Annotated in this window: 23 protein-coding genes and 1 tRNA gene; 14 read left to right on the top strand and 10 right to left on the bottom strand. The window is 68.8% G+C overall.

Translation table 11 applies throughout. The features are described from left to right. Window positions 1-6 precede the first annotated feature (6 nt). The gene (locus ACFWUR_RS10920; RefSeq protein ID WP_378905298.1) at window positions 7-1,029 is read right to left on the bottom strand and encodes an alpha/beta hydrolase; all 1,023 of its coding nucleotides are present in this window, start codon (window positions 1,027-1,029) and stop codon (window positions 7-9) included. A gap of 234 nt (window positions 1,030-1,263) precedes the next feature. Here ACFWUR_RS10920 and mqo point away from each other — a divergent pair, with 234 nt between their 5' ends. From mqo to ACFWUR_RS10960, 8 genes are all read left to right on the top strand, one after another. Further along, entirely contained in the window at window positions 1,264-2,793 is a 1,530-nt protein-coding gene (gene mqo, locus ACFWUR_RS10925) for a malate dehydrogenase (quinone) (RefSeq protein ID WP_378905301.1), read from the top strand. Then, window positions 2,790-3,230: a GNAT family N-acetyltransferase gene (locus ACFWUR_RS10930; RefSeq protein ID WP_378905304.1), complete on the top strand. Its 441-nt coding sequence runs from the start codon at window positions 2,790-2,792 to the stop codon at window positions 3,228-3,230. The genes mqo and ACFWUR_RS10930 overlap by 4 nt, the downstream gene beginning before the upstream one ends. Window positions 3,231-3,436: 206 nt before the next feature. Beyond that, the gene (locus tag ACFWUR_RS10935) at window positions 3,437-5,587 is read left to right on the top strand and encodes a magnesium chelatase subunit D family protein (protein WP_378905787.1); all 2,151 of its coding nucleotides are present in this window, start codon (window positions 3,437-3,439) and stop codon (window positions 5,585-5,587) included. A gap of 170 nt (window positions 5,588-5,757) precedes the next feature. Continuing rightward, the gene (gene cobO, locus ACFWUR_RS10940; RefSeq protein WP_378905307.1) at window positions 5,758-6,372 is read left to right on the top strand and encodes a cob(I)yrinic acid a,c-diamide adenosyltransferase; all 615 of its coding nucleotides are present in this window, start codon (window positions 5,758-5,760) and stop codon (window positions 6,370-6,372) included. Beyond that, window positions 6,366-7,790 carry a cobyrinate a,c-diamide synthase gene (locus tag ACFWUR_RS10945; protein WP_378905310.1) on the top strand — a complete coding sequence of 475 codons (1,425 nt, stop codon included), beginning with the start codon at window positions 6,366-6,368 and terminating at the stop codon, window positions 7,788-7,790. The genes cobO and ACFWUR_RS10945 overlap by 7 nt, the downstream gene beginning before the upstream one ends. Window positions 7,791-7,815: 25 nt before the next feature. Next, window positions 7,816-8,235, top strand: coding sequence for a cobalamin biosynthesis protein (locus ACFWUR_RS10950; protein ID WP_378905313.1), 420 nt, complete (start codon window positions 7,816-7,818; stop codon window positions 8,233-8,235). A 64-nt stretch (window positions 8,236-8,299) separates the two neighbouring features. Beyond that, a tRNA-Pro gene (locus ACFWUR_RS10955) sits at window positions 8,300-8,365 on the top strand. A gap of 274 nt (window positions 8,366-8,639) precedes the next feature. Next, window positions 8,640-10,238, top strand: coding sequence for a TROVE domain-containing protein (locus ACFWUR_RS10960; RefSeq protein ID WP_378905316.1), 1,599 nt, complete (start codon window positions 8,640-8,642; stop codon window positions 10,236-10,238). 66 nt (window positions 10,239-10,304) lie between these two features. Here ACFWUR_RS10960 and ACFWUR_RS10965 read toward each other — a convergent pair whose 3' ends face one another. Together ACFWUR_RS10965 and ACFWUR_RS10970 are read right to left on the bottom strand one after the other, a co-directional pair. Then, entirely contained in the window at window positions 10,305-11,396 is a 1,092-nt protein-coding gene (locus tag ACFWUR_RS10965) for a hypothetical protein (protein WP_378905319.1), read from the bottom strand. A gap of 8 nt (window positions 11,397-11,404) precedes the next feature. After that, window positions 11,405-12,535: a phosphotransferase family protein gene (locus ACFWUR_RS10970; RefSeq protein ID WP_378905321.1), complete on the bottom strand. Its 1,131-nt coding sequence runs from the start codon at window positions 12,533-12,535 to the stop codon at window positions 11,405-11,407. A 195-nt stretch (window positions 12,536-12,730) separates the two neighbouring features. Here ACFWUR_RS10970 and ACFWUR_RS10975 point away from each other — a divergent pair, with 195 nt between their 5' ends. Then, entirely contained in the window at window positions 12,731-14,086 is a 1,356-nt protein-coding gene (locus ACFWUR_RS10975; RefSeq protein WP_378905324.1) for a DoxX family protein, read from the top strand. A 12-nt stretch (window positions 14,087-14,098) separates the two neighbouring features. Here the strand turns inward: ACFWUR_RS10975 and ACFWUR_RS10980 are convergent, their stop codons facing one another. Then, the gene (locus tag ACFWUR_RS10980; protein ID WP_378905327.1) at window positions 14,099-14,551 is read right to left on the bottom strand and encodes a nucleoside deaminase; all 453 of its coding nucleotides are present in this window, start codon (window positions 14,549-14,551) and stop codon (window positions 14,099-14,101) included. Between the two features lie 146 nt (window positions 14,552-14,697). Between ACFWUR_RS10980 and cobA the strand changes: the two genes are divergently transcribed. Together cobA and ACFWUR_RS10990 are read left to right on the top strand one after the other, a co-directional pair. After that, complete coding sequence (cobA, locus tag ACFWUR_RS10985; protein ID WP_378905330.1) at window positions 14,698-15,939, top strand: uroporphyrinogen-III C-methyltransferase; 1,242 nt, start codon at window positions 14,698-14,700, stop codon at window positions 15,937-15,939. A 78-nt stretch (window positions 15,940-16,017) separates the two neighbouring features. Further along, window positions 16,018-17,478: an MFS transporter gene (locus ACFWUR_RS10990; protein WP_378905789.1), complete on the top strand. Its 1,461-nt coding sequence runs from the start codon at window positions 16,018-16,020 to the stop codon at window positions 17,476-17,478. Window positions 17,479-17,496: 18 nt separating this feature from the next. Here the strand turns inward: ACFWUR_RS10990 and ACFWUR_RS10995 are convergent, their stop codons facing one another. The 3 genes from ACFWUR_RS10995 to ACFWUR_RS11005 all read right to left on the bottom strand — a co-directional run bounded on the left by ACFWUR_RS10995 (window position 17,497) and on the right by ACFWUR_RS11005 (window position 20,857). Further along, a complete protein-coding gene (locus ACFWUR_RS10995; protein WP_378905333.1) occupies window positions 17,497-17,880 on the bottom strand; it encodes a PPOX class F420-dependent oxidoreductase in 384 nt (127 codons plus the stop codon). 126 nt (window positions 17,881-18,006) lie between these two features. Continuing rightward, a complete protein-coding gene (locus ACFWUR_RS11000; RefSeq protein WP_378905336.1) occupies window positions 18,007-19,350 on the bottom strand; it encodes an aspartate aminotransferase family protein in 1,344 nt (447 codons plus the stop codon). Window positions 19,351-19,366: 16 nt separating this feature from the next. After that, complete coding sequence (locus ACFWUR_RS11005) at window positions 19,367-20,857, bottom strand: CoA-acylating methylmalonate-semialdehyde dehydrogenase (protein ID WP_378905339.1); 1,491 nt, start codon at window positions 20,855-20,857, stop codon at window positions 19,367-19,369. A 108-nt stretch (window positions 20,858-20,965) separates the two neighbouring features. On the opposite strand from ACFWUR_RS11005, the gene ACFWUR_RS11010 reads away from it, so the two are divergent. Next, entirely contained in the window at window positions 20,966-22,666 is a 1,701-nt protein-coding gene (locus ACFWUR_RS11010) for a PucR family transcriptional regulator (RefSeq protein ID WP_378905342.1), read from the top strand. Window positions 22,667-22,766: 100 nt separating this feature from the next. Here the strand turns inward: ACFWUR_RS11010 and ACFWUR_RS11015 are convergent, their stop codons facing one another. Then, the gene (locus ACFWUR_RS11015; protein ID WP_378905345.1) at window positions 22,767-23,615 is read right to left on the bottom strand and encodes an SGNH/GDSL hydrolase family protein; all 849 of its coding nucleotides are present in this window, start codon (window positions 23,613-23,615) and stop codon (window positions 22,767-22,769) included. A gap of 24 nt (window positions 23,616-23,639) precedes the next feature. Beyond that, complete coding sequence (locus ACFWUR_RS11020; protein ID WP_378905348.1) at window positions 23,640-24,284, bottom strand: LysE family translocator; 645 nt, start codon at window positions 24,282-24,284, stop codon at window positions 23,640-23,642. A 152-nt stretch (window positions 24,285-24,436) separates the two neighbouring features. Here ACFWUR_RS11020 and ACFWUR_RS11025 point away from each other — a divergent pair, with 152 nt between their 5' ends. Further along, window positions 24,437-25,276 carry a CPBP family intramembrane glutamic endopeptidase gene (locus ACFWUR_RS11025; RefSeq protein WP_378905351.1) on the top strand — a complete coding sequence of 280 codons (840 nt, stop codon included), beginning with the start codon at window positions 24,437-24,439 and terminating at the stop codon, window positions 25,274-25,276. A 45-nt stretch (window positions 25,277-25,321) separates the two neighbouring features. Then, window positions 25,322-25,951 (top strand): metal-dependent phosphohydrolase, encoded by a 630-nt coding sequence (locus ACFWUR_RS11030; RefSeq protein ID WP_378905354.1) that lies wholly within the window; start codon window positions 25,322-25,324, stop codon window positions 25,949-25,951. A 50-nt stretch (window positions 25,952-26,001) separates the two neighbouring features. Here ACFWUR_RS11030 and ACFWUR_RS11035 read toward each other — a convergent pair whose 3' ends face one another. After that, entirely contained in the window at window positions 26,002-26,691 is a 690-nt protein-coding gene (locus ACFWUR_RS11035; protein WP_378905357.1) for a type 1 glutamine amidotransferase domain-containing protein, read from the bottom strand. Between the last annotated feature and the right edge of the window lie 16 nt (window positions 26,692-26,707).

The raw sequence follows: 26,707 nt of genomic DNA on the forward strand, positions 1-26,707 counted from the left end.
TCCGGATCAGGACTTGCGGTAGGCAGCCAACCAATCGAGCCAGTTGTCGGTTTCCTGGAAGGCGATGGCGCGCACGGCTTCCGACGACAGGAACACGTCGTGGCGGGCGCCGTCGATCGGGACGATCGAGGTGCGTTCGCCCAGGCAACCTGCCCAGCGCTGGATCTGCTTCACATCGAGGACCGCATCGGCCACGTCGACGGCGGGGGAGTGCGCGCGGGCGAACTTGGTGATCCGCGAACGCAGGATGAGCGCGGGCACGCCGATCGCCAGGCCCTGGTGCAGGCGCGCGTGTCCCCGGCGCACGGCGCGCAGCCAGCCCAGGCGCACCGGTTCACCGTTGAGCGGCTTCCAGTCCAGGTTGTAATCCCACTCACCCGAGCGACTGTTGTGCAGGCTGTCGCCGTAGGCGGTGCTGACTCCGGCCGGTAGTTGAGCGAAGGCACGGAACCTGCCGACCGTGTTGATGACGGGGGTGCCGAGGGTGCGATAGAACGACGGTCCCTGGAGGTCGAACCAGGGGCTGTTGAGGACTACCCCGGCCACCCCGGCCGCCGCGCTGCCACCGGCCGCCTCGAGCCGGTCCAACCACAGCGGCACGATCAGTCCACCGGTCGAATGCGCGAGGATCAGCACGTCGTTGCCGGTCTCCTCGCGCGCGATCCGCAATGCCTCGCTCAGCTCGTCGTCGTAGAACGCCAGGTCGCTGACGTAGTGCGCACTCTGCCCTTCACGCCGCGAGCGCCCGCATTTACGCAGGTCGAGCGCATAGAACCGGTGCCCGCGCGCGGCGAAGTGCTCAGCCAGGTGCTCCTGGAAGAAGTAGTCGGTGAACCCGTGCACATAGAGCACGGTCGGCTCGGCCGCCGGCGCCGCGGCGTCGGGCAGATAGCGCACGAGCGTGGCCACCACCTCGCCCTCGCCGTCGGGGTCGACACCGAGGGGGAGGGTCCGCTGCTGATACGCGGTCCCGAGAACGTCGGGTTGCCACTGCTCGGCGGTTCGATCGGCGGGGGTTTCGTTCGTCACACTGTTCAATCTATCCCGGGGTCACGGCGACGTGCAGGCTTGGTTTTCATCACATTCGGGAGGTCCGTTGCAGAAGTGCGCTCGGTTGAGGTGCACAATTGGCATCAGGTGAACGACGGGTAACCTACCTCCCGGCGATTCACCGCGAGTCGCATGAACACCGCCAAAGCGCCCGCGCCAAGCGAACTCACCCGCCGGTGAGTAGCTGAGAAGGACAAGGAAGTCGATCTACCCGTGCCGAACGCTGCGAAGAGTGAAAAGACCGATGTAGTTCTCATCGGCGCTGGCATCATGAGTGCCACGCTGGGCGCACTGCTGCGCCAGCTTCAGCCGGACTGGACGATCTCGGTGTTCGAGCGGCTCGACGCCGCCGCCGCGGAGAGCAGCGACCCGTGGAACAACGCGGGTACCGGCCACTCGGCGCTGTGTGAGCTCAACTACAGCCCGCAGAACCCCGACGGCTCGGTCGACGTGAGCAAGGCCGTCGACATCAACGAGCGCTTCCAGGTCTCGCGCCAGTTCTGGGCCTCCGCCGTCGACACCGGCGTGCTGGACGACCCCTCGGGCTTCATCAACCCCATCCCGCATGTCAGCTTCGTGCACGGTGCCGACAACGTCGACTACCTGCGCAAGCGCTACGAGGCGCTGTCGCCGCACCCGCTGTTCCGCGGCATGGAGTACATCGACAGCCCCGACGAGTTCGCCGCGCGCCTGCCGCTGATGGCCAAGGGCCGCGATTTCAGCGACCCGATCGCGCTGAACTGGTCCGACGGCGGCACCGATATCGACTTCGGCGTGCTCACCAAGCAGCTGCTCGCCTACATCGGCTCCGCCGGCGGCGAGATCGCCTTCGGCACCGAGGTCCGCAACCTCGACAAGCAGTCCGACGGGTCGTGGAACGTCACCGTCCGCAACCTGCGCACCTACCGCTCGCGCACCGTCAACGCGAAGTTCGTCTTCGTCGGTGCCGGTGGCGGCGCGCTGCCGCTACTGCAGAAGGCGGGCATCAAAGAGGCCAAGGGCTTCGGTGGTTTCCCGATCAGCGGTCAGTTCCTGCGCTCCACCAACCCCGAGCTGATCGCCGCGCACGAGGCCAAGGTGTACGGCAAAGCCGCCGTCGGCGCGCCGCCCATGTCGGTGCCGCACCTCGACACCCGCGTCATCAACGGCCGCAAGGGCCTGCTGTTCGGCCCCTACGCCGGTTGGACCCCCAAGTTCCTCAAGGACGGCTCCAACACCGACCTGTTCAAGTCGATCAAGCCCAACAACATCGCCTCGCTCGTCGGCGTCGGCCTCACCGAACTGGGCCTGACCAAGTACCTGGTCGAAGAGCTGCTCAAGTCGCAGAACGGCAAGGTGAGCGTGCTCGGGGAGTTCCTGCCGCGTGCGCAGGGACGCGACTGGGAGCTGATCACCGCCGGCCAGCGTGTGCAGGTCATCCGGCGTAAGGGTGCCGGTGGTGTGCTCGAGTTCGGCACCGCGGTCATCTCCGCCGAGGACGGCTCCATCGCCGGCCTGCTCGGTGCGTCGCCGGGTGCGTCGACCTGTGTCACCGCCATGCTCGACGTGATGCAGCGTTGCTTCCCGCAGCAGTACGCGGGCTGGACGCCGCAGCTGCAGCAGATGATCCCCTCGCTCGGCCAGAAGCTGTCGGAGAACCAGGCCCTGTACCAGGAAGTGTGGGACTGGACCAGCAAGACGCTGAAGCTGGATGCCGACAACGCGGCCGCGCGCGAGCAGGTCTCGAGCTTCGCGCAGGTGTGAACGTCGAGCTGAGAAGGGCGTGGGCGGCCGATCTCGACGCCGCCACGCTCTACCGGCTGTTGCGGCTTCGCGTGGAGGTGTTCGTCGTCGAGCAGCAATGCCCCTATCCGGAGCTGGACGGGCGTGACCTGCTGCCGTCGACCCGGCATCTGTGGCTCGACGACGGCTCCGTGCTCGCCACGCTGCGACTGCTCGAAGAGGTCGTCGACGGGGTGAGGAGCTGTCGCATCGGTCGGGTGTGCGTGGCGCAGTCCGCGCGCAAGCACGGGTACACCACCCGGCTCATGCGGGCCGCCTTGGCCGAAACCGGTTCGGCCACTGTGCGATTGGACGCCCAGTCGCATCTGGTCGGCATGTACGCGAAGTTCGGTTTCGCCGTCGACGGGCCCGAGTACGACGACGACGGGATCATGCACGTGCCGATGCGGCGCGGCTGAAACAGGCGCTGGGCCCGTGGTGATCCGGGCTCATGTGGCGCTGCGGATCCGGGCGCGGCGCGGGTTCGAGCAGGTCGACGGTGGCGCCCGGGCGTCGGGCGCCCGGCCCGTCGATGCCCGGGGGTCTGCCGCGATCGCGGCGCGCCTAGAGTTGGGGCGTGCCTGGTTTTGCTGATGTTGCCGCTGGTCCGCACACCGCCGCGCGTGTGGTGGGTGAGGCGGGGTTCCCGTTCTCCGCTGTGGTGGGGCAGGAGCGGTTACAGCTGGCGTTGATCTTGTCGGCCGTGCATCCCGGGATCGGTGGGGTGCTGGTTCGGGGTGAGAAGGGCACGGCGAAGTCGACCGTGGTGCGCGCGCTGGCGCAGCTGCTGCCGCCCGTGGTCGACGAGACCGGTGCCAGGCCCGCTCGGCTGGTGGAGCTGCCGGTCGGCGCCACCGAGGACCGGGTGGTCGGCTCGCTGGACCTCGAGCGGGTGCTGCGCGACGGGGAGCAGGCGTTCCGTCCCGGGTTGCTGGCCGCGGCCCACCACGGGGTGCTCTACGTGGACGAAGTGAACCTGCTGCACGACCACCTGGTGGACGTGCTGCTCGACGCGGCGGCGATGGGTCGGGTGCACATCGAGCGCGACGGGGTCTCGCACTCGCATCCGGCGCGGTTCGTCCTGGTCGGGACGATGAACCCCGAAGAGGGGGAGTTGCGTCCGCAGCTGCTGGACAGGTTCGGGCTCACCGTCGATGTGGCCGCCTCGCGTGAGGTCGAGGTGCGGATGGCGGTGGTGCGTCGCCGCCTCGACTACGAAGCCGACCCCGCCGCGTTCGCCGCGCGGTATGTCGACGCCGATCAGGTGGTGGCGGAACGAATTCTGACCGCGCGCGACCGGTTGCCCGAAGTCGCGCTGGACAACGCGGAGCTGCGCCGGATCGCGGCGCTGTGCGCGTCCTTCGATGTGGACGGGATGCGCGCCGACCTGGTTGTCGCCCGGACCGCTACCGCGCACGCGGCCTGGCGTGGCCGGGATCGGGTCACCGAGGACGATGTGCGTATCGCCGCGGAACTCGCGCTGCCGCATCGACGTCGGCGTGATCCGTTCGACGAGCCCGGAATCAGTGAGCAGCAGCTCGACGAAGCGATGGATGCCGCCGCCGCCGAGGTCGACAAGGCTCGCGGGGATGACGAAGTCGACGGTCCGCGAGGATCGGCCGAGGGGGGCGATGGTCGCGGGGACCAGGACGTACGTCGCGTCGACGGCAAGGACTGTGACCCGGGCGACGAAGGGGCGCGGGGCAGTGGTCGTGAAGGCGGCTCGAGTTCTGACGCTGGTTGCAATGGTGACGACCCGGACGGCGATGGTCCCGATGACGGTGGCCCGGACGACCGAGGCCCCGACGGTGGTGGCCCTGACGGGGGTGGGCCGGGTGGCGGTGGAACGGCCGGTGACGGACCGAACGGCGCGGGTTCCGGAGGTGAGGACTCGGACGACTCGCGCGCAGACAGCGCGGGCAACGGTTCGCGCCCAGGTCCGGAAAGGCTCTCGGGCACACCGACTTCAGCGGCCAAGCCCCTCCCACGCTGGGAAGTCCCCGGCATCGGTGAAGGTGCCCCCGGTCGACGTTCCCGCGCCCGGACCAGGACCGGCCGCACCGTCCGGCCCGACGCCGACCCCTCCACGGGACTGCACCTACTCGGCACCGTCTTCGCCGCGGCGCCCAAGCAATTCGAGCGCGGCAGGCTCAGTGGACCGCTCGCCTTGGCCGCCGAGGACCTGCGCGGCGCGTATCGCGAAGGGCGCGAGGGCAATCTGGTCGTCTTCGTGGTCGATGCCTCCGGTTCGATGGCTGCCCGAGACCGTCTCACGGCGGTGACCGGCGCCATCGTCACCCTGCTTCGCGATGCCTACCAGCGTCGCGACAAGGTGGCCGTGATCAGCGTCCGTGGCAGCGAAGCCGAACTCGTCCTGCCGCCCACCTCCTCGGTCGACATCGCCGTGCGCCGCTTGGCGGGGATGCGCACCGGCGGCAAGACCCCTCTCGCCGCGGGACTGCTGAAGGCTCGCGAGGTGATCGCCCGCGAACACATCCGCGATTCCCGACGCCGCCCCATGCTGGTTCTGCTCACCGACGGCCGCGCCACCGGCGGCACCGACCCTCTCCCGCGTGCCCGCACCGCCGCCAGGTTGCTGGCCGCCGAAGGCCACACCGCGATGGTCATCGACTGCGAGCGGGGGATGATCCGACTCGGCCTGGCCGGCGAACTCGCCCGTGATCTGCGCGCCCGCTACCTGCGTTTGAACGAGCTCACCGGGGAGACGGTCGCCGAGGTGGTCCGCGCCACCGGCATGCCGACCCGCGCGGCGTAGGGCGCGCGGCCGCGGCGAGGCCGGCGATCGCGCCGTGTGAGGGTGCCGAGCGCACCCTGATAGAAATGGTGACGACCCGGCCGTGCACGGCCGACGGAAGTCGGTGCCGAGCTTCGATCGCGAGGTCGTGGAGTACGCGCACACCGAGTGCGTCGAGAAGAGGAGTTGCTGTGCCCAAAGGTGTTCCGGACAGCGTCCCCGAGGACGGTCTGACCACTCGGCAGCGGCGCAACCAGCCGGTGCTCGCCGTGCACACCGGACCGGGCAAGGGGAAGTCCACTGCCGCTTTCGGGATGGCGTTGCGGGCCTGGAACCAGGGTTTCGACGTGGCGGTCTTCCAGTTCGTGAAGAGCGCGAAGTGGAAGGTCGGCGAGGAAGCCGCCTTCCGCACGCTGGGCACCCTGCACGAGGAGACCGGCGTGGGTGGCGCGGTCGAGTGGCACAAGATGGGTGAGGGCTGGTCCTGGACCCGCAAGCACGGCACCGAGGAAGACCACGCGGCCGCCGCCCTGTCCGGCTGGCAGGAGATCTCCCGTCGCCTCGCCGCCGAACAACACCGCTTCTACGTCCTCGACGAGTTCACCTACCCGCTCAAATGGGGCTGGGTCGACATCGACGAGGTCGTCGACACCCTCACCAACCGCCCTGGCAACCAGCACGTCGTCATCACCGGCCGCGACGCACCCCCCGCCCTGATCGAGGCCGCCGATCTCGTCACCGAGATGACGAAGGTCAAACACCCCATGGACGCGGGCCGCAAGGGCCAGCGCGGTATCGAATGGTGAGCGCTCCCGCGCTGGTGATCGCCGCCCCGGCATCGGGGAGCGGGAAGACCACACTGGCCACCGGGCTGATCGGTGCGCTGCGGCGCGCGGGGCATCAGGTGGCGCCGTTCAAGGTGGGGCCCGACTACATCGACCCCGGCTACCACGGGCTCGCGGCCGGACGGCCCGGGCGCAATCTCGATCCCGTTCTGGTGGGCGAGGATCGGGTGGTGCCGCTGTATCGGCACGGCGCGCACGGGTGCGATATCGCGATCGTCGAGGGCGTGATGGGCTTGTTCGACGGCCGGATCGACGAGAACCGCACGGACGCGGTTGCTGAAGGGTCCACCGCGCAAGTGGCCGGGCTGCTCGGAGCGCCGGTCGTGCTGGTGGTCGACGCGCGCGGCCATTCCCAGAGTTTGGCCGCCCTGCTCCACGGCTTCGCCACCTTCGACTCCTCGGTGCGCCTCGGCGGCGTGATCCTCAACCGGGTCGGCAGCGAGCGCCACGAACAGGTGCTGCGGGCCGCCTGCGACCGCGTCGGTCTCCCGGTCCTCGGTGCCCTTCCCCGGATGGCGGAACTGGAAGTCCCCTCACGTCATCTCGGCCTCATCCCGGCCGTCGAACACGGCGCCGCGGCCACCGCCGCGGTCGACGCGATGACCGAACTCGTCGCGGCACACGTGGATCTGCGCGCGATCGTCGCGCTGGCGGGCGGCTCGGTAGAGGGTCCCGTATGGGACCCGTGGGCCGAACTGGCCGCCGGCGCTGAAAGTGCTTCGGGTGGAAAAAGATCAGAGCACACCGCGGCCGAGGTCGCCGTCTCGAACCGGGATCCGTTGATCGCGATGGCAGGCGGTCCGGCTTTCACCTTCGGCTATGCCGAGCACCGGGAACTCTTGATAGCGGCCGGTGCCCGGGTGGTGGTTTTCGACCCACTCTCCGACGAACTCCCTGTCGACACAGCGGGAGTGGTCCTTCCCGGCGGCTTTCCCGAGGAGCACGCGGGGCAGCTCTCAGCCAACGAGCGCCTCCGGACCGCAGTGGCCGAGGGCGCGGCGAGGGGCCTGCCGATCCATGCCGAGTGCGCCGGACTGCTCTACCTCACCCGCTCCCTCGACGGTCATCAGATGGCGGGCGTCATCGACGCCGACGCGGAATTCGGCCCTCGCCTGACGCTCGGCTACCGCGACGCCGTCGCCCTGCACGACTCCGCGCTGTGGCGAGCAGGCGCCCGGGTACGTGGCCACGAATTCCATCGCACCCGGCTGGCGCGCACCGGCGCGGAGAGCGCCGCCTGGGGTTGGCGGACAACGGGTTCGGTGACCGAAGGCGCGGTGCTCCGCCAGGTGCACGCTTCGTATCTGCACACCCATCCGGCGGGAAATCCCGACGCTGTCGCCCGATTCGTCAGCGCCGCGAGACGGTTCGACCACTGATGGCGCGACACGGCACACGGCGCCGATGACGACCTCCGACGACGAGCGACGACCGGCGACGACCGGTGTCGCAGCGGCGGGTTCGGCGGTGGCTGTCGGTATCGGCGTACGGCCGGATACCGATGGGGGCCGGATCGTTCGCGCGGTGCGGGCGGTGGTCGGCGACACCGCCATCAGCTGCTTGGCGACCCTCGACCGGCGTGCGACCGAACCCGGTGTCCTGGCCGCGGCGGCGACGCTGCGCGTGGTCGTGGTGGCGTTCACCGCCGAGCAACTGGCCGAGGTCGACGTGCGGCACCGTTCGGATCGCGCGTCGGCGGCCGTCGGCACCCCCAGTGTCGCGGAAGCCGCGGCTCTGCTCGCGGGCCGCGGCGAACTGGTGTGCGGCAGAACAATTGTCGACGGGATAGTGATCGCCGCAGCGTCGGTGCCGCCGCGTTCGTGAATGCCGAAACAATTCAGTGGGAAAGTTCGATCATGGGCAGTAACGTCTGATTCAGCAGTTGCGAGGCGGACCGGATCTGATCGGTTACCATTCGGATTGGGGATGTCGCAGGTTCGAATCCTGCCCGCCATCGCAAGGTGGCGGTAGTTCAGCCTGGTAGAGCACCTATACCGGTCGGGACACACACGTCCGCCGAGCAACTGTCCACGGAGTGAGCAGGACGGACCGGATTCGGTCGGTTATCTGGCACGACCTCAGGGTCCAGCGGGTTCGAACCCCGTGGCGGAAAGCGATTTTCGTTGTTCGGCCGTAACCACACGTCCGTCCGCTCATAACGTCACCACATGTCCCGTCGGGTCCGGGACCGAATCATCGACGCCGGTATACGTATCGGAGGGGGAACAATGAACATCTTGTCGCGCATTTCTCGTCGCAGCACGCCGCAGACCCTGCCCGCCGATACCCGGCAGGTGGTCGACAATGCGGGCGGCTACGTCTTCGAGATCACCCCGCAGGCGCGAGCGCGCCGCTTTCTCACGCTCGGAACGGAATCCGGAACTTTCTACGTCAACGCGAAGGCTTTGACGGCCGACAATGTCGAATTCATCGCCGGGTACGCCGCCGAGCACACCGCCGACCTCGTTCGCGAGATCGTCGAGATCTCCACCTCCGGGCGTGCGCCGCGCCCGAACCCGGCCCTGTTCGCGTTGGCCGCCGCCGCGTCACTCGGGGATGTCGACGGTCGCCGCGCCGCTCTCGCCGCACTGCCGCTGGTGGCGCGGACCGGCACGCACCTGTTCCTGTTCGCCGGCTACGCCGAGCAGTTCCGCGGTTGGGGTCGTGGCCTACAGCGGGCCGTCGCGAACTGGTACCTGGACAAGCCGGTCGACGCACTGGCCTTCCAGGTGGTGAAGTACCGGCAGCGTGAGGGCTGGTCGCACCGCGACCTGCTGCGCCTGTCGCACCCGGCGACCACCGACGACGAGCGACGCAGGTTGTTCGACTGGATCTGCGGCCGCGCACCGGAACTCGACGGTTTGGCCCTGCTCGACGGTTTCCAGCGAGCACAGAACGCACCGGTGGCGCAGGTGCCGGAGTTGGTGCGCGAGTACCGGCTCAGCTGGGAAATGCTGCCCGATGCCGCGCTGAACACCGGGCCGGTGTGGGAAGCGTTGCTGGACAACGGCATCCCGCAGACCGCACTGCTACGTCAGCTGCCACGCCTGACGCGCCTCGGTCTGCTCGATCCACTCGGACCGCGCACCGCCGCGATCTGCGCACAGCTCGCCGACCCGGCGCGGCTGCGCAAGGCTCGGGTGCACCCGGTGTCGGTACTGATCGCGTTGCGCACCTACGCTTGCGGACGTTCGGCGCGCGGCGCGGGCACCTGGACGCCGTCGGCTCCGGTCGTCGACGCCCTCGATACCGCGTTCTACGCCGCCTTCGAGTCCGTGCCGCCGACCGGCCTGCGGCACCTGCTGGCGCTGGACGTGTCCGCGTCGATGACGAGCCCGATCGGTGGACTGCCGATCTCGGCGCGTGAGGCCTCGGCCGCGCTCGCCCTGGTCACCGCACGCACCGAGCCGCGGCACCAGATCGTGGGGTTCACCTCGGGCGGCAAGGGGTGGCAGGGGGCGCGCGACCTGTCCCAGCTGTCGATCTCGCCGCGGCAGCGTCTCGACGACGCGGTGGGGGCGGTGTCGGGATTGCCGTTCGGCGGCACCGACTGCTCGCTGCCCATCCTGCACGCGTTGGACAAGGGCATCGAGGTCGATGTGTTCTCGATCTACACCGACAGCGAGACATGGGCGGGTTCGGTGCACCCGCACCAGGCACTGGCCCGGTACCGCCGCGAGGTGAACCCGCGGGCCAAGCTCGTGGTGGTCGGCATGACCGCGACGAACTTCAGCATCGCCGATCCGGAGGACGCGGGCATGCTCGACGTCGCCGGATTCGATGCCGCCGTGCCGTCGTTGCTGGCCGACTTCGCCACGGCCGCATAAGAAATCGGAGCCGCCGCGACCTCGTTGTCGCGGCGGCGCCTTTTCTTCTCGCGCGAGAGGTCCCGGTCAAGGGGCGACGGAGGACCAATCGGCGAAACCGGTGGGGTCGTGGCGACCCAGGGAGGCGTGTTCGAACAGGCCCCATCCTTCGGCGTCCCCGCAGCGGGCGTGGCCGATGTGGTCGATCACGCCGTAGGGGGTGCGGGCCTTGATCGCGGGGTCGGTGAGGTCGTAGGCGCTCGACAGCGACCAGTTCTCACCCATCCAGCGGCCGTGGGTCCAGTCGGGGTCGGGGCCGTAACCGCACCCGACGTGCAGGGCGATCCCGGGGCGCGATTCGATCTCGACCTCGAGCGGTGTGCCGTCGGACGTGGTCATATCGAGGCGTACCGACTTCGGGTGTCGGGTACCGGGCTCGTAGGTCCAGTGCAGGCGGGGCCAGCCGAGTTGTTCTTTGCGGCCGTCGTTCCAGATCCGGACCGCGTTGTTGAGAGTGCGGGTGCCGTCGGGCTCTTCCTGCACGATCACCACGAGGGAGAAGTCCTGGAACCGCAGCGGCGCGTACAGCCACCAGAAGCCGTCCGTGCTGGTCGGTCGGCCGGCGGGTTCCGGCTCCCCGGACGGCCGGATGCCCCAGGACCGGTCGCGGCTGCCGGTCCACACGGCCGGGTCGACCGTGTAGTCGATGCCGTCGACAGCGAGAACGCCCTCCCACGAACCCAATTGGGCGAAGCGGGAGGCCTCGATCATCGGCCGGGTGCCGGTCATGATCAGGTGTGGCTGCTCCTGCACGGCAGGCTGCGCGCCGGTCCAGGTCAGGTCGAAGCCGAGATCGTCGTGCTCGCACACCACACGCAGCGTGCGCAGCGGCTCGATCACCTCGATATGGTAGCCACCGACAGCGGTGTGGAGATCGCGCGAGGTGAGTGCGTCGGAGAACCGCACGCTGCGTTGGGCGTCACCGTGGCGCACCGTCGCGAACGCGTCGACGACACCCAGGTTCGGGTACACGCCGAATCCGGTGATCAGCATCGCCTCGCCCGCGGGGTCGAAGGCGTTGAAGTAGTAGCGGTCGTAGAAGTTCCGGTCGCTGGTGGCCGTCCTGGCCAGCGACAGTGGTGTCTGATGGACGGGGTATTCGTCCAGGGGTACGGGCATGATCGCGCTCATGGTCGGTCCCACTCGTAGGTGCCGTCGAGCAACGCCTCGAGGCTGAGGCGGTGCATCACGTAGTCGTCGGGGTCGTCGGGCACGGTGTCCTCGCCGAAATGGATCATCCGGCACTTGATCCTGGCCATCACGATCGCGTGGCGCAGGGCCGCGTAGATGATGTAGAAATCCAGATTCTGGACCGAATGCCCGGTCGACTCCTCGTATTTCGCGACGACCGCGTCGCGGCGCAGGAAGTCGGGTAGGCCGGGTTGGTCGAAGCGGGTGGCGATGTCCTGGAAGAACCTGTGGATGAAGATGGTCCAGCCCAGATCGAGTTCACGAGGCGCGAAGGTCGCCATCTCCCAGTCGAGCACCGCCGTCGGGGTGAAGCCTTCGAACAGGATGTTGCCGGGGCGGGCGTCGCCCCAGTTCAGCACCTCGGGACCGGGATCGGCCGGCCAGTTGGCCTCGAGCCAGTCGAACGTTCGCTCGATCAGCGGCACTTCGACGTCATGGTCGGTCAGTGCCCACTTGTACCAGGCGCGCTGGGCCTCGAAATGCCTGCGCAGCGCGGTGCCCTCACCGTCGAGCAGCGGAAAGCGCCGGGCTACATCGTCGATGGCGTGTACCTGAGCGATCACCTCGACGGTCGCGTTCGCTACCACCTCGCGCTCGGCGTCGGTGGCGTCGAACAGCCAACCGAAGAACACGTAGGGCGGATTGTCCGACGGCGCCCTGCCCTCGACCCGTTCCATCACGATGAAGGGCGAGCCGAACACGGAGTCATCGAGTTCGAGCCAGCGCAGCGGTGGGACGGCGACCTCGGAGGCCGCGGCGACACCGGCCATCACCTGGTACTGCATGGCCAGGTCGTAAGACTCGAACACCGGGAACGAGCTGTCCTCCGGCGCCATCCGGATGACGAAGGACCCGTGTTCGGTGCCGCCGCCCGTGGACCATTCGGCGTCGAACAGGATGGTGGTGCTCGACATGCCGCCGCTGGACGGCTTGCTCACATTGCTGACCGCCACGTCGCCGCCGAGCTTGTCGGCCAGCCAGCATGCCAGCTGTCCGGCGAGCTCGTCCAGATCACGCTCGCTGACGGTGAGCGACCTGTGAGCGGCGGGATCCTGATCGTCGGACATCTGTGCTGGTTCCCCCTGTCGACAAAACTGTAACGCGTGTCACCTCTGGGTACCCGAAGGCCGGCCGGAATGTAAGCCCGGCGTCGGTGAGTGAGATTCAGGGTTGACAGGGTAAAGATCGGGGTTTTCCCGGACGCGCTCGGGTGCGCACGCCGATTAGTTTCGGTAGCAATCGATCTCGACGGGGAGGCACGAGTGTCCGTAGTGACCACGGAGCGAACATACGACGACACCGCGAGTGCACCGGCGCTCGCTGCGACCTGGCATCCGATCACCCGGCTCGCCTTCCGGTTCGGTGTCGCCTACCTCGGGCTCTTCTGTTTGTGGATGGCTCAGGTCACCTTCGTCTTCCTCGGCGTACTCGCGCTGCGGCTGCCCGAAGAGGCGATGCTGTGGCAGATGATCGCGCTCGAGCCGGTGAGCGCCTGGATCGGTGAGCACGTGTTCGGGGTGCAGGCCGAGTTGGCCATGACCGGCAGCGGCGACCAGGCCGCCATCTGGATCCAGTGCGGCCTGATCCTTGTGGTCGCCGTGGCGATCACGATCGTGTGGTCGGTGCTCGACCGGCGCAGGCCCGCCTACCCGCGACTGCTGAGCTGGTTCCTCACCGCGCTGCGACTGTTCGTCGGCGGGCAGATGCTGTTCTACGGTTTTGCGAAGCTGATCCCCACGCAGATGCCGGAGCCCTCGCTGATCGCCTTGCTCACCCGCGTCGGCGATCTGTCCCCGATGGCGATGTTGTGGACGCAGGTCGGATCCTCGCCCGCCTACGAGATCGCCTTGGGAACCGCCGAGGTGATCGCGGGTCTGCTGCTGTTCTGGCCGCGCACGGCGACGCTCGGCGCGATGGTGAGCGTGATCAGCATGGCGCAGGTGTTCCTGCTCAACCTGACCTTCGACGTGCCGGTCAAGATGCTGTCCGGGCACCTGCTGCTGATGGGGCTCGTGCTGCTCGCCCCGCAGGCGAGCCGACTGGCGAATGTGCTCGTCCTGGAACGGGACTCGGGACCCGCGGTTCAGCCGCCACTGTTCGCGTCCCGGCGCGCGAACCGGTGGGCCACGGTGGTGCAGGTCGCGGTCGGGTTGTGGATCACGGTGGGAATGATCTTCGCCGGCATGCAGAGCTGGCGTGAATACGGCGGCGGCGCACCGAAACCCGAGCTGTACGGCATCTGGGAGGTCGGTGAGTTCAGCCTCGACGCGACCCCGCTGCCACCACTCACCACCGATCCGGTGCGCTGGCAGCGCCTCGTCATCGACGTGGGAACGGCGGGCTACCAGCGGATGGACGACACGATCGTGCCGGTGGCGGCGACAACCGACTCGGCGACCAACACGATCTCGCTCGTCGCCGCACCCACCGGCCCGGAGCAGACTCCCGTGCCCTACGCGACCTTCACCGTCGACCGTGGCTCCGCCGACCAGCTGACCTTGCGCGGCGAACTCGACGGCAGGCCCGCCACGATCACCCTCGAGCGCCTCGACCTCGAGCGGTTCCCGTTGCGCAGCACGGATTTCCGCTGGGTGCAGAACGCACCGCGCTTCGGCTGAGATCGAGGGTCGTCACCGCGGCGCGACGCCGATGTCCTCGAACCACAGGTCGGGGCGTTCGGCGATGAAATCGGTCATCAGCGACACGCAGCGCGGATCGTCGAGGTCGACCACCCTCACTCCGTGCTCGGCCAGCCAGTCGTGGCCACCGTGGAAGGTCCGCGCCTCACCGATGATCACGGTGCCGATCCCGAACTGGCGGACCAATCCGCTGCAGTACCAGCACGGTGACAGGGTGGTCACCATGATCGTCGGCCGGTAGTCGCGGCGGCGGCCCGCGGCGCGGAAGGCGTCGGTTTCGGCGTGCACGCTCGGATCGTCGTTCTGCACGCGCCGGTTGCGGCCCCGCCCGAGCAGGGTGCCGTCGGCGTCGAACAGGGCGGCGCCGATGGGCACACCTCCTTCGGAGAGCCCGCGCAGAGCTTCGTCGTAGGCCACTTCGAGCAGTGCGTGCGGCTGGGTCATGGCATCCACTGTCGCGCCTCCACGCCGGGGCGGCAACGGTACGACTCGGATCGAGATGGTGGCGGACCGGAGCGATCCGGTTCAGTGAACGGGATGTCGGCGGGTGCGTTCGGGCCGGATCGGGCCAGGAACTAGGCTCGGACACTGTGCCGAACACCGCTGACACCGCATCGACCCCGCCCGAAGGCGACCCGAACTACCTGGTCGGACTCGATCTGCGTGGCCGCAGAGTCGTGGTGGTCGGCGGCGGAACCGTTGCCCAGCGCAGGCTCGGGCTGCTCGTGGGCTCCGGTGCGCAGGTGCACGTGATCAGCCGGGCGGTCACCCCGGCCGTCGAAGGCATGGCCACGGCGGGGCAGATCGGCGTCGAACTGCGCGACTACGCCGACGGCGATCTCGACGGCGCCTGGTACGCGATGGCCTGCACCGACGAACCCGAGACCAACGCCGCCGTGGTCGCCGAAGCCACCGCCAAGCGCATCTTCTGTGTCCGCGCCGACATCGCCCGCGACGGCACCGCCGTGACCCCAGCGACTGCCCGCTACGACGGACTTTCCCTCGGCGTGCTCGCCGGTGGCGCGCACCGCCGCTCGGCCGCGGTGCGCAACGGCCTGCTCGAAGCGCTGCAATCCGGTGTGGTGACCGATGATTCGGAGCCGGTCACCCCCGGCGTGGCGCTCGTGGGCGGTGGCCCCGGCGATCCCGACCTGATCACCGTGCGTGGTCGCAGGCTGCTCGCGCGCGCCGATCTGGTCGTCGCCGACCGGCTCGCACCGCCGGAACTGCTCGCCGAACTCGGCCCGCACGTCGAGGTGATCGACGCCGCGAAGATCCCCTACGGCCGGTCGATGGCGCAGGAGGCGATCAACCTCGCGCTCGTCGAGGGCTACAAGGCGGGCAAGTTCGTGGTTCGGCTCAAGGGCGGCGACCCGTATGTGTTCGGTCGCGGATACGAGGAACTCGAGGCGTGTACCGAGGCCGGTATCCCGGTGACGGTGGTGCCCGGCGTGACCAGCCCGATCTCGGTGCCCGGCGCCGCCGGTATCCCGGTGACCCATCGCGGGGTGACCCACGAGTTCGTCGTGGTGAGCGGCCACGTGGCCCCCGATCATCCCGATTCGCTCGTCGACTGGTCGGCGCTGGCCAAGCTGCGCGGCACCCTCGTGCTGATGATGGCGGTGGAACGGATCGACAAGTTCGCCGCCGCTCTGCTCGCGGGCGGTCGCCCGGGCGATACGCCGGCCGCGGTCATCCAGGAGGGCACGCTGCGCACGCAGCGGGTGGTGCGCGCCGACCTCGCCACGGTCGCCGACAGGGTCAAGGACGAGGGCATCCGCCCGCCCGCGATCATCGTGATCGGGCCCACGGCGGGCTTCGGGCTCGACTAGCTTCGCGGGCCGCGGACCCTCGCATTGCCGTGCGGCCAATTACACTGCCTCGTTGTGCTCGAGAAACCCGCTGCGACGATGCAGTATCCGGTGACGGGGCGGGCCTTCGGTCTCGCCATCCTCGTACTGAGCGGCCTGCAGTTCATGGTCGTGCTCGACGGCACCGTCGTGATCTTCGCGCTGCCTCGCCTGCAGGAGGAGATGGGGCTGTCCAGTTCGGGCAGTGCCTGGACGGTGACCGCCTACGGCCTGACCTTCGCCGGATTGATGCTGCTCGGCGGCAGGCTCGGCGACGCGTTCGGGCGCAAGCGGATGCTGATCATCGGCGTCGGGGTGTTCACGGCGGCGTCGCTGGCCTGCGGTCTGGCCACCGGTGAGGCGATGCTGCTGATCTCGCGCGCCTTCCAGGGCGCCGGGGCGGCGATCGCGGCGCCGACGGCCTTCGCGCTGGTCGCGACCACCTTCGCGCCGGGACCCGCGCGCAATCAAGCCATCGCGATCGTCGGTTCGATGGCCGGGATCGGTTCGGTCGGTGGTCTCGTGGTCGGCGGCGCGCTCACCGAGCTCTCGTGGCGCTGGATCTTCCTGATCAATGTGCCGATCGGCGCGCTCATCGTGGCGGGCGCGGTCTACAAACTCGCCGACACCGAGCACCACCGCACACCGCTCGACATCAAAGGCGCGATCCTGGGCACCGTGGCCTGCGCGACGATCGTGTTCGGCGCCACCGAGGGCCCGGCGATGGGTTGGACCAGCCCGGTCATCCTCGCCTCGCTGATCGGCGGGTTCGCGCTGCTGGTGATCTTCGTGATCACCGAACGCCGCGAGGCAGATCCGTTGCTGCCGTGGTCGCTGTTCGACAGCCGCGACCGGGTCGCCACCTTCGCCCTGATCTTCCTGGCCGGTGCGGTGCTGGGCGCGATGACGTTCTTCGTCGCCCAGCTGCTGCAGAACGTGCTCGGTTACAGCCCACTACAGGCCGGTATCGCCTCGATCCCGTTCACCGTCGGCATCGGTTGCGGCGGTGCGGTGGCGTCGAAGCTGGCGCTGGTGTTCGCGCCGCGCTGGTTGCTCGCCTCGGCCTCGGTCGTGCTGGCCGTGGGGCTGCTGTTCGGCTCGACGCTGGACCGGCACGTGCAGTACCTGCCGACCCTGCTGGCCTTGCTGGTGGTGATCGGTTTCGGCGTCGGTGTCGCGATGGTGCTGGCGCCGCTGTGCGTCCTCGTCGACGTGCCGCAGTCCAATATCGGCCCGCTGGCCGCGGTCGGCCAGATGTTCATGAACCTGGCGACGCCGATCGCGATCGGCCTGCTGAGCCCGATCGCCGCGTCGCGCACCCTCTCGCTCGGCGGCACCGACGGCCGCGCCGCGGACATGTCGCCGACCCAGATCGACGCACTGAACAGCGGCTACACCCTGGTCCTGTTCGTGTGTGCGATCTTGGCGGTGCTCGCCGCCCTCGTCGCGCTGACGCTGCGGTTCACCCCGCAACAGCTGGTGCAGGCGCAGCACGCGCAAGAAGAGGCCCAGCGGAGCTGACTCCGCCGGGCCCGCGAATCAAAGGCCCCCGGTGACCTTGGTCGGGGTGATCCGGATGACGACGCGTTCCGCGTCGTGCACCGATGCCGGGTTGAATTCGCGATACGGCTTGCCGGTGTATTTGAGCGACATCTCGTCCGGCAGTGCTCGTTCGGGATCCGGTGTGGTGGAAGCCTGTCCGCGGATCTCGGCGTACAGGAACGGCCGTTCCGGCGGGTTCACCATCACGGTGATGCGCGGGTCGCGCACCAGGTTCTTGGCCTGCTGCCGGGAGACCGTGGTGGAGAACAGCAGTTCGTCGCCGTCGCGTTTGATCCAGACCACGGTCAGATGCGGATGCCCGTCGGGCCCCACCGTGGCGACGGTCGCGTAGACCTTCTCCTCGTCCAGGTACGTTCTCAACTCATCGGACAGTACTGCGATATCGGTCACGCTCCTGGACAACGCCTCGCGGCCCACGCGCATTCCGCGCGGGCCGCGATCGGAAGATCTACTCGTGTCAGGACTTTCCGCGAATTCGGACCGAGATCACGCGTCGACGGTGTGTGCGTCGGCGACGTTCAGTGCGTGATCGAGGATGGTCAGCCCCTCCTTGGCCTCGGCCTCGGTGATCACGCACGGCGGCACCACATGCAACCGATTGAAGTTGACGAACGGCAGCAGCCCGCCCGTGCGGCACGCGGCGACGAGTTCGTTCATCGCGGGGCTGGTGCCGCCGTAGGGTGCCAGGGGTTCGCGCGTGGCCCGGTCGCGGACCAACTCCACGGCCCAGAAGACGCCGAGCCCGCGGACTTCGCCGATGCTCGGATGCCGTTGTGCCAGTTCACGAAGGCCGGGGCCGATCACCTTCGCGCCGATGTCGGCGGCGTTCTCGACGATGCGCTCCTCGGTCATCACGTTGATCGTCGCGACCGCGGCGGCGGTGGCGAGGGGATGGCCCGAGTAGGTGAGCCCGCCGGGGTAGGGCCGGGTGGCGAAGGTCGCCGCGATGGCCGCGTTGATCGCCACACCGCCGAGCGGGACATAGCCGGAGTTCACGCCCTTGGCGAAGGTGATCAGGTCGGGCACGACATCGAAGTTGTCGATGGCGAACCACCGTCCGGTCCGGCCGAAGCCGGCCATCACCTCGTCGGCGATGAACACGATGCCGTGCTTGTCGCACAGTGCCCGCACCCCGCGCAGGTACTCCGGGGTCGGCACCATGATGCCCGCGGTGCCCGGCACCGGCTCCAGGATGATCGCGGCGATGGTGGCCGGACCCTCCATCTCGATGGTGCGTTCCAGATGCGCCAATGCGCGCTCGGTCTCCTGCTGCTCGTCGGTGGCATGGAACTCCGAGCGGTACAGGAAGGGGCCGAAGAAGTGCACGGTGCCGGTATTGCCGTGGTCGTTGGGCCAGCGGCGCGGGTCGCCGGTGAGGTTCACCGCGGTCTCGGTACCGCCGTGGTAGGAGCGGTAGCGCGAGAGCACCTTGTAGCGGCCGGTGTGTAGCCGCGCCATTCGGACGGCGTGCTCGACCGCGTCGGCGCCGCCGTTGGTGAAGAAGATCATGTCGAGGTCGCCCGGCGTGCGTTCGCTGATCAGGCGGGCCGCTTCCGAGCGCGCGTCGTTGACGAACGAGGGTGCGACAGTGCAGAGCGTGGCCGCCTGCTGCTGGATCGCGGCGACGACCTTCGGATGCTGGTGGCCGATATTGGTGTTCACCATCATCGAGGAGAAGTCGAGCAGGCGATTGCCCTCGCCGTCCCACACATAGCACCCCTCGGCGGCGGTGAGTACCGTCGGCGTGAGAGTCGCTTGCGCAGACCAGGAATGGAAGACATGGCGGCGATCGAGTTCATAGGCGCGAGCGGCCGCGTCGGAAAGCGTCATGGCAAGTCTCCAGAATCTACTTGTTCTGCGGGAAGCCGAGTTCCAGCCCGCCGTGGCTGGGGTCGAGCCAGCGGCTGGTGACCGCCTTGGTGCGGGTGAAGAAGTGCACGCCGTCGGTGCCGTGCGCGTGTGAATCGCCGAACAGGGAGTTCTTCCAGCCGCCGAAACTGAAGTAGGCCATCGGCACCGGGATCGGGACGTTGATGCCGACCATACCCACCTCCACCTCGTGCTGGAACCGGCGTCCCGCGCCGCCGTCGTTGGTGAAGATGGCGGTGCCGTTGCCGTAACGGTTCGCATTGATCAGCGCCACCGCCTGCTCGTAGGTGTCGACCCGCACGACAGACAGCACCGGGCCGAAGATCTCGTCGGTGTAGACGCTCATGGTGGGGGTGACCCCGTCGAGAATCGTCGGGCCGAGCCAGAATCCGTCCGGCGCGCCGTCGACGGTGAGGTCGCGGCCGTCGAGAACCACACGGGCACCGGCGGTTTCGCCGGCGTCGATGTAATCGGCTACGCGGTCGCGGTGGGCGCGGGTGATCAGCGGGCCCATCTCGGCGCCGCTGGTGCCGTCACCGGTGACGATGCTCGCGGCCCGCTCGCTGATCTTGGTGACCAGTTCGTCGGCCACCGCGCCCACCGCGACGACCACGCTGATCGCCATGCACCGCTCGCCCGCCGATCCGAAACCGGCATTCACGGCGGCATCGGCGGCCAGGTCCAGATCGGCGTCGGGCAGCACCACCATGTGGTTCTTCGCGCCGCCGAGCGCCTGCACGCGCTTGCCCGCCACGGTGCCGCGCTGGTACACGTACTTGGCGATCGGGGTCGAGCCGACGAACGACACCGCCTTGATCTCCGGGTTGTCCAGGAGTTCGTCGACGGCGATCTTGTCGCCCTGCACGACATTGAACACGCCGTCGGGCAGCCCCGCCTCCTGCCACAGCCGCGCCAGCCACAGCGCCGCCGACGGATCCTTCTCGCTCGGCTTGAGCACCACCGTGTTGCCCGCGCCGATGGCGAGGGGGAAGAACCACATCGGCACCATGGCGGGGAAATTGAACGGTGCGATGATCGCGACCGGGCCCAGCGGCTGCCGGATCGAGTAGATGTCGACCTCGGTCGAGGCGTTCTCGGTGAACCCGCCCTTGAGCAGAGACGGGATGCCACAGGCGAATTCGACGACCTCGAGCCCCCGAGTCACCTCGCCGAGCGCGTCGGCGGCCACCTTGCCGTGTTCGGCGGTGATCACCGCGGCCAGCTCCGTCTTCCGCTCGGACAGTAGTTCGCGGAAGCGGAACAACACCTGGGTGCGCCGCGCGAGCGAGGTGTCGCGCCAGGCGGCGAAGGCCACCGTCGCGGCGTCGATCGCGGCGCGGGTATCGGCGACATTCGCCAGCGCCAGCTCCCCGGTGACGACGCCGGTGGCGGGATTGGTCACCGGCGTCGTGGTCTCGCTGGTGCCGCTGACCGATTTGCCGTCGATCCAATGGCCGATGGACTGCATGAAAGCCTCGTTTCGCCGGGGGTGTGGTGCTTCCACCCTGTCTTATCCGCAGCCTCGAACAGGCCGACGATCTGTCCGCGTTTCCGGGTTTCATATTACGATTCGTAGGTGCTGTTGACGGTGGCCGATGTGCTCGCGACGCCGGTGGTGCGGGCCGGACAACCCGAGGTCATCTGTGCCGCGAACCTCGACCGACCGGTGCGATGGGTGCACGTCAGCGACCAGGCCGCCGTCGCCGACCTCCTCGTGGGTTCGGAGCTGATCCTGACGACCGGCCAGGCGCTCGCCGCGCCGGAGCAGGCCAGGATCACCTACCTGCGATCACTGGCCGCCGCCGGGGTCGCCGGGCTGGTGGTCGAACTCGGCAGCTATGTCAGCGAGCTGGGCCCAGCCGTCGCCGCCACGGCCACCGAACTGGGCCTGCCGGTGATCGTGCTGCACCGGGTGACGCGCTTCGTGGAGATCACCGAGGCGGTGCACCGCGCCATCGTCGCCGATCAGTACGCCGAGCTCGAGTTCGCGCGCACCGTGCACGAGACCTTCACCGAGCTCAGTGTGCGCCGCGCCGCGTTGACCGAGATCGTGGAGACCGCCGCGAGCATGCTCGACGCCTCGGTGGTGCTGGAGGACCTGGCACACCGGGTGCTGGCCGCCGCCGCACGGAAGACCAGTTCGGCTGCGCTGCTGGATAATTGGGAATCTGTTTCCCGGATGCTGCTCGCCGGGCCCGGAATCGTCGAGGTCGGCCCGCACACCCAGCGCTGGGGCAGGCTGATCCTGCGCTCGGACCGGGTGCAGACCCCTCGCGCCAGCATGGTTCTCGAACGCGCCGCGCAGACCCTCACCCTGCACCGGATGATCGACAAGGACCGCTTCGGGCTGCACCGGCAGGCCCAGACCGGGCTCATCGACGATCTGGTCGAAGGCCGCGTCACCGACGAACGCGATGCCCAGGCCCGGGCGTCGGCGCTCGGGCTGTCCCGGCGGGCCAGATACGTGCCGACGGCCGTCGAGATCGCGGTGACGGCCGAGCCGGACCCGGTCGCTCGCCAGCGGCGCAGTGCCGCCCTGCTCGAGGCGGTGTCCCACGGGCTCGGGTTGGCGGGGGTGTCGGCATTGAGCGCGATCGAGCACCGGCCGATCGGGCGGCGTAGTGCGTCGTTCACGGGGGATTCGCCCGGCACCGAGCGCCCGGCGACTGCCGCGCGGGGTGGTGCTGCGGCGGGGGTGGACGGTGTCGAGCGGGTCGCGATGATCGTCGCGGTCCCACAGGGTGGTGTCGTCGAGGACACGCTGACAACGGTGTGCGCGGCGGTGCTCACCGAGGTGCGCCGGGTGGGCGGTGTCGATCGGGCGGTCGTCGGCGTCGGTGCCGACTCCGCGTCGCTGCTCGACACCTCCCGCCAGCTCGCGCACGCGGCGGCCGTGGCCGCGGTGGCACTCTCGATGCGCGGTGCGGCCACGCGAATCTACTTCCGCAGCGCCGATATTCGCCTGCGCGGGCTGCTGTCGCTGATCCGCGACGAACCCCGCGTGCAGAGTTTCGCCGAAACCGAGCTCAGCGCGCTGTTGCGCTACGACATTCGACATGGCGCCGACCTCACCGGCACACTGCGCCGCTTCCTCGACCTGGCGGGCAACAAGACCGAGCTGGCCAAGGCGCTCGCTATCAGCCGACCGACTCTCTACGACCGGCTCGCCCGGATCGAACGAATTCTCGCCGTCGACCTCGACGACGGCGAATCCCGCACTTCGCTGCACACCGCCCTGCTCGTCCGCGAACTCACCGCCGAGGGCGACAAGCTCTGAGCCGCACCGGGGTTTGCCGGCGACAGGTCGACGCCGCGTCCCGCTCCGCCGATCGCAATTACGGTCTTTCCCGCATCACCTGTGACCGCCGCTCAGCAGGTCAGCGGGTGAGGGCACCGCTCGATACGACGGCGGCGACGATCAGGTCCGCGACACCGCGCTGCCCGGCGAGGGTCGGGTGATAGGGGAGCAGGGTCTGATCGGCCAGGATCGGGTCGAACCAGCGAACTGCCGGGTCCGCGCACATACCGAATTCGCGTGAGGCGGCGACGGTATCGATGTACACGGCGCCGTGGTCGGCGGCCGCGCGAGCTACCACGGTGTTGAGGCGTTCGAACTTGGACTGGATGTAGGCGGCGTCGGCGGGGAGCAGGCCGAGCATGGCCGGGCAGCTGGTGTTCGTGAGGTAGGTGGGCCAGCCGTCGACGAAGACGGTGGCGTTCGGAGCCCGCCGGGCGATGTCGGCCAGCGCCGCGGCGTAGGCGGGCGCGATCGCGTCTATCCTGTTGTCCCACTCCGGATCCGCGGCGGCGGCACAGCCACCGCTGACCGCGCCCGCATGGCAGTGGCCGAGGATGAACTCGGTCATGTCGGCATCGTTGGCGCCCATGTGCAGCGTGACGATCTCGGTGGCGGGACCGAGCCCGTCGAACTGCGGGGCGATTCCCGCGCCCTGCGGGTTGTACAGATCGGGGATCTTCGCCGAGCTGCAGGTCCGGTCGTCCAGCGTCAGCCCGAGTCGCTCGGCGACCAGTTCGGGCGCGTTGGAGGTGGATCGGACGCACCGCAGCGGAGCGGTGACGTCGAGATCGACCACGCCCGTCGTAGCCGCTCCGGAATCACCGAGCGCGACGTAGGTGGCACCGGGGCTCGGTTCGGCCTGGGCGGCGGTGGGTACCAGCATCGAAGACATCAGCGCCACAGCGCCGGTGAGCAGCAACCTCTTCATCGGACATCTCCTGATGGTCGTAGTTCAGTCTTTGCGGCCGGTGAACGCCAGTGACGTGCCGAGCCCGATCATCACCAGGCCACTGGTACCGCCGACGGCGGCGAGCCGGCGCGGTGACCGCGCGAACCAGGACCGTGCCGACCCTGCCGCGAGCGCCCACAGCGAGTCGAAGATCAGCCCGAACACCGGGATGCAGAGCCCGAGGATCAGCATCTGCTGTGGCACAGCACCACGCGTGGTGTCCACGAACTGTGGCAGCAGCGCGGCCAGGAAGACGATCGTTTTCGGGTTCGCGGCCCCGACTACGAAACCGTCGCGCAACGCCGCCGCCGGACTGTGCGAATTCACGTCCTGTTCGGCATGAAAAGCCGTCTGCAGCGCGCCACGATGCCGAAAGGCTTGCACGCCCAGATAGACCAGATAGGCGGCGCCGACGAGCTTGATCGCCGTGAACACCGCCGCCGACGCGGCCACCACCGCGCCCAACCCGAAAGCCACGGCGACAACCTGCCCGTACACCCCGACCGCATTGCCGAGCACAGTCAGCAGTGCCGCGCGCCGCCCCACGGTGAGTGCCCGTCCGATGGTGAACAAGACGCTGGGCCCGGGCACGATGACCAGCAGAAAAGCCAACCCCGCGAACGAAATCAGAGGAGCCGAGGAAACCATCGCCCCACGCTAGCGGGCGCCCCGAGCGCTGACAATGGTTCCGGACAGGGTCCCTCTCGAGTACTGGTGCGCAACTCACCCACAGAGTGATGTGGCTCGGCACGGCTCGTTCGTAGTCTCGCCCGTACCGCACGAACGGCGAGAGGACTTCAATGACCATCCTTACCGAGCGGAAGGCACCGCTCCGTCGATTCCGGATGCCGATTCTGCTCGTCGGTACTGTCGTGTTGCTGATCGCCGCACGGGGGCTGGACGCGCTCGTCTCGGGCGTGCCTGTGCTGCGTTTCGCCATCGGGATCGGCGCGGCCGCCGGGGCGATCTTCGCCTACACGTGGCTTTCCCGGCATGTCGAGAACCGGGCGGAGGTCACGGAACTGGCCGCCGCCGGGCGGTGGAGCGGGCTCGGGCGTGGTGCACTCGTCGGCGCTGGGGCATTCCTCGCGACGATTCTGCTCGCGGCCCTCTTCACCGACGTCGACGTCGCCAGTGGCTCGTTCTGGGCTTGTCTGGGCGTGGCCGGCTCCATGGCTTCGGTGGCGGTCACCGAGGAGTTGCTGTTCCGTGGCGTGGTGTACCGCATTCTGGAGGAGCGAACCGGCGCCATCATCGCGATCGCGGTCTCGTCACTGCTCTTCGGTCTGACGCACTTGCTCAACCCCAACGCCACGCTGTGGGGCACCGCGGCCATCGCGGTCGAAGGCGGCGCGCTGCTGGCCATCGCCTACGCCGTCACGCGATCGTTGTGGCTGCCGATAGGCCTGCATTTCGCCTGGAACTTCACCGAATCCGGCGTGTTCGGCACCGCGGTTTCCGGCGCGCACGGCGAACCCGGCCTGCTGCGCACCGTCCTGTCCGGACCGGACGTGCTCACCGGTGGGACGTTCGGTCCGGAAGCGAGCCTGTTCGCGCTGCTGTGCTGTCTGGTCCCGGCGGTGTGGCTCCTGCGCGGTACGAAGCTGGTCGCCCGGCCCGTTCGGGGTGCGCGACAGTAAGTATCGGGGGTTGTGGGTGTCGGTGCCGACGACGAAACTTGTTGTATGAGTGCGTCACAGAACCTGATGGACCGGTGGATCGCGTTGGCAGGGGTCGAGGCCGAACAAATCGGTGCCGGTGTGGTGGGGCGCTACGACGAACCGCACCGGCGCTATCACACCGGCACCCACCTGGCGGTGATGCTCGCGGCGATCGACGAATTGGCCGATGCCGCAGATGATATCGATGCCGTGCGATACGCGGCGTTCTTCCACGACGCGATCTACGCCGTCGCCCGGGCCGACAACGAGGAGCGCAGCGCGGATCTGGGTCGCGATATTCTCGAATCGCTCGGTGCCGCACCGGAATTGGTCGAAGAAGTGGTGCGGCTGGTCGTGCTGACCCGTGGGCACAAGCCGCAGCCGGGCGACGCGAACGGCGCGGTCCTCTGTGACGCCGACCTTGTCGTGCTCGGTGGCACACCGGAGGAATACGCCGCCTACACCGCCGCGATCCGCGCCGAATACGCCCACGTCCCCGACGACCTTTTCCGGGCGGGTCGCGCGTCGGTACTGCGCAACCTGGCCGACCAACCCCGCCTGTTCCGCACCGAGCTCGCCCACGACCGCTACGAGGCGATCGCTCGCGCCAATCTCGCGGCCGAACTCGCCGAACTCACCACGGTGATCGGCTGACGGGGACCGACGGCCCGATCTCGCCGGTCCGACAACGGCGATCCGCGAGGTCAGAGGGCGGTGAGCATTTCCGTGGCCAACGGGGCAGACGAGGCGGGGTTCTGGCCGGTGTAGAGATTGCGATCGACCTCGATGTGGGGAGCCCACGCGTCGCCTTCGCGGTAGTCGGCGCCGAGGGCGATCAAACGATCCTGGAGCAGCCACTTCGCCTTGTCGGCGAAGCCCGCCTGGGTTTCCTCGGCATTGCTGAACCCGGTGAGGCGGTAGCCCGCGAAGGGGGAGGTGCCGGATTCGGCGGTGGCGAGCAGGGCCGCGGGGGCGTGGCAGACGATGCCGAGGGGCTTGCCCGCGGCGAGGGTGTCGGTGAGGAGGGTGCCCGAGACGGGGTCGACGGCGAGGTCCTGCATCGGCCCGTGACCGCCGGGGTAGAAGACGGCGTCGTAGTCGGCCACGTCGACCTTGTCGAGAGGTGTCGGGTTCTGCAATTCGGTGGCACCGGAGAGGATTTCGGCGACCGCGGCCGCGCCTTCGGGGCCGCCGTTGACCTCGGGGGCCAGGCTGCCCTGGTCGACCGTCGGGATCACCCCGGCCGGGGTGGCCACTGTGATGGTGTGGCCCGCGCCGGTGAAGGCGGCGTAGGGAGCGGCGAATTCCTCGGCCCAGTACCCGGTGGGGTGTTCGGTGCCGTCGGCCAGTGTCCAGTGGTCGCTGCCGGTGAGAACGAAGAGGATGTTTGCCATGGACTCAACGCTAGGG

This window comes from Nocardia sp. NPDC058633, from assembly GCF_042717045.1.
In the GTDB taxonomy this organism is placed as follows: domain Bacteria; phylum Actinomycetota; class Actinomycetes; order Mycobacteriales; family Mycobacteriaceae; genus Nocardia.

Excerpts from the sequence above, each read along its gene's own strand:
- ACFWUR_RS10945 (WP_378905310.1), top strand. The coding sequence starts at position 6,366 with ATGGTGAGCGCTCCCGCGCTGGTGATCGCCGCCCCGGCATCGGGGAGC.
- ACFWUR_RS10950 (WP_378905313.1), top strand. The coding sequence starts at position 7,816 with ATGACGACCTCCGACGACGAGCGACGACCGGCGACGACCGGTGTCGCA.
- ACFWUR_RS10960 (WP_378905316.1), top strand. The coding sequence starts at position 8,640 with ATGAACATCTTGTCGCGCATTTCTCGTCGCAGCACGCCGCAGACCCTG.
- ACFWUR_RS10965 (WP_378905319.1), bottom strand. The coding sequence starts at position 11,396 with ATGCCCGTACCCCTGGACGAATACCCCGTCCATCAGACACCACTGTCG.
- ACFWUR_RS10970 (WP_378905321.1), bottom strand. The coding sequence starts at position 12,535 with ATGTCCGACGATCAGGATCCCGCCGCTCACAGGTCGCTCACCGTCAGC.
- ACFWUR_RS10980 (WP_378905327.1), bottom strand. The coding sequence starts at position 14,551 with ATGACCCAGCCGCACGCACTGCTCGAAGTGGCCTACGACGAAGCTCTG.
- ACFWUR_RS10990 (WP_378905789.1), top strand. The coding sequence starts at position 16,018 with ATGCAGTATCCGGTGACGGGGCGGGCCTTCGGTCTCGCCATCCTCGTA.
- ACFWUR_RS11000 (WP_378905336.1), bottom strand. The coding sequence starts at position 19,350 with ATGACGCTTTCCGACGCGGCCGCTCGCGCCTATGAACTCGATCGCCGC.
- ACFWUR_RS11005 (WP_378905339.1), bottom strand. The coding sequence starts at position 20,857 with ATGCAGTCCATCGGCCATTGGATCGACGGCAAATCGGTCAGCGGCACC.
- ACFWUR_RS11015 (WP_378905345.1), bottom strand. The coding sequence starts at position 23,615 with ATGAAGAGGTTGCTGCTCACCGGCGCTGTGGCGCTGATGTCTTCGATG.
- ACFWUR_RS11020 (WP_378905348.1), bottom strand. The coding sequence starts at position 24,284 with ATGGTTTCCTCGGCTCCTCTGATTTCGTTCGCGGGGTTGGCTTTTCTG.
- ACFWUR_RS11025 (WP_378905351.1), top strand. The coding sequence starts at position 24,437 with ATGACCATCCTTACCGAGCGGAAGGCACCGCTCCGTCGATTCCGGATG.
- ACFWUR_RS11030 (WP_378905354.1), top strand. The coding sequence starts at position 25,322 with ATGAGTGCGTCACAGAACCTGATGGACCGGTGGATCGCGTTGGCAGGG.
- ACFWUR_RS11035 (WP_378905357.1), bottom strand. The coding sequence starts at position 26,691 with ATGGCAAACATCCTCTTCGTTCTCACCGGCAGCGACCACTGGACACTG.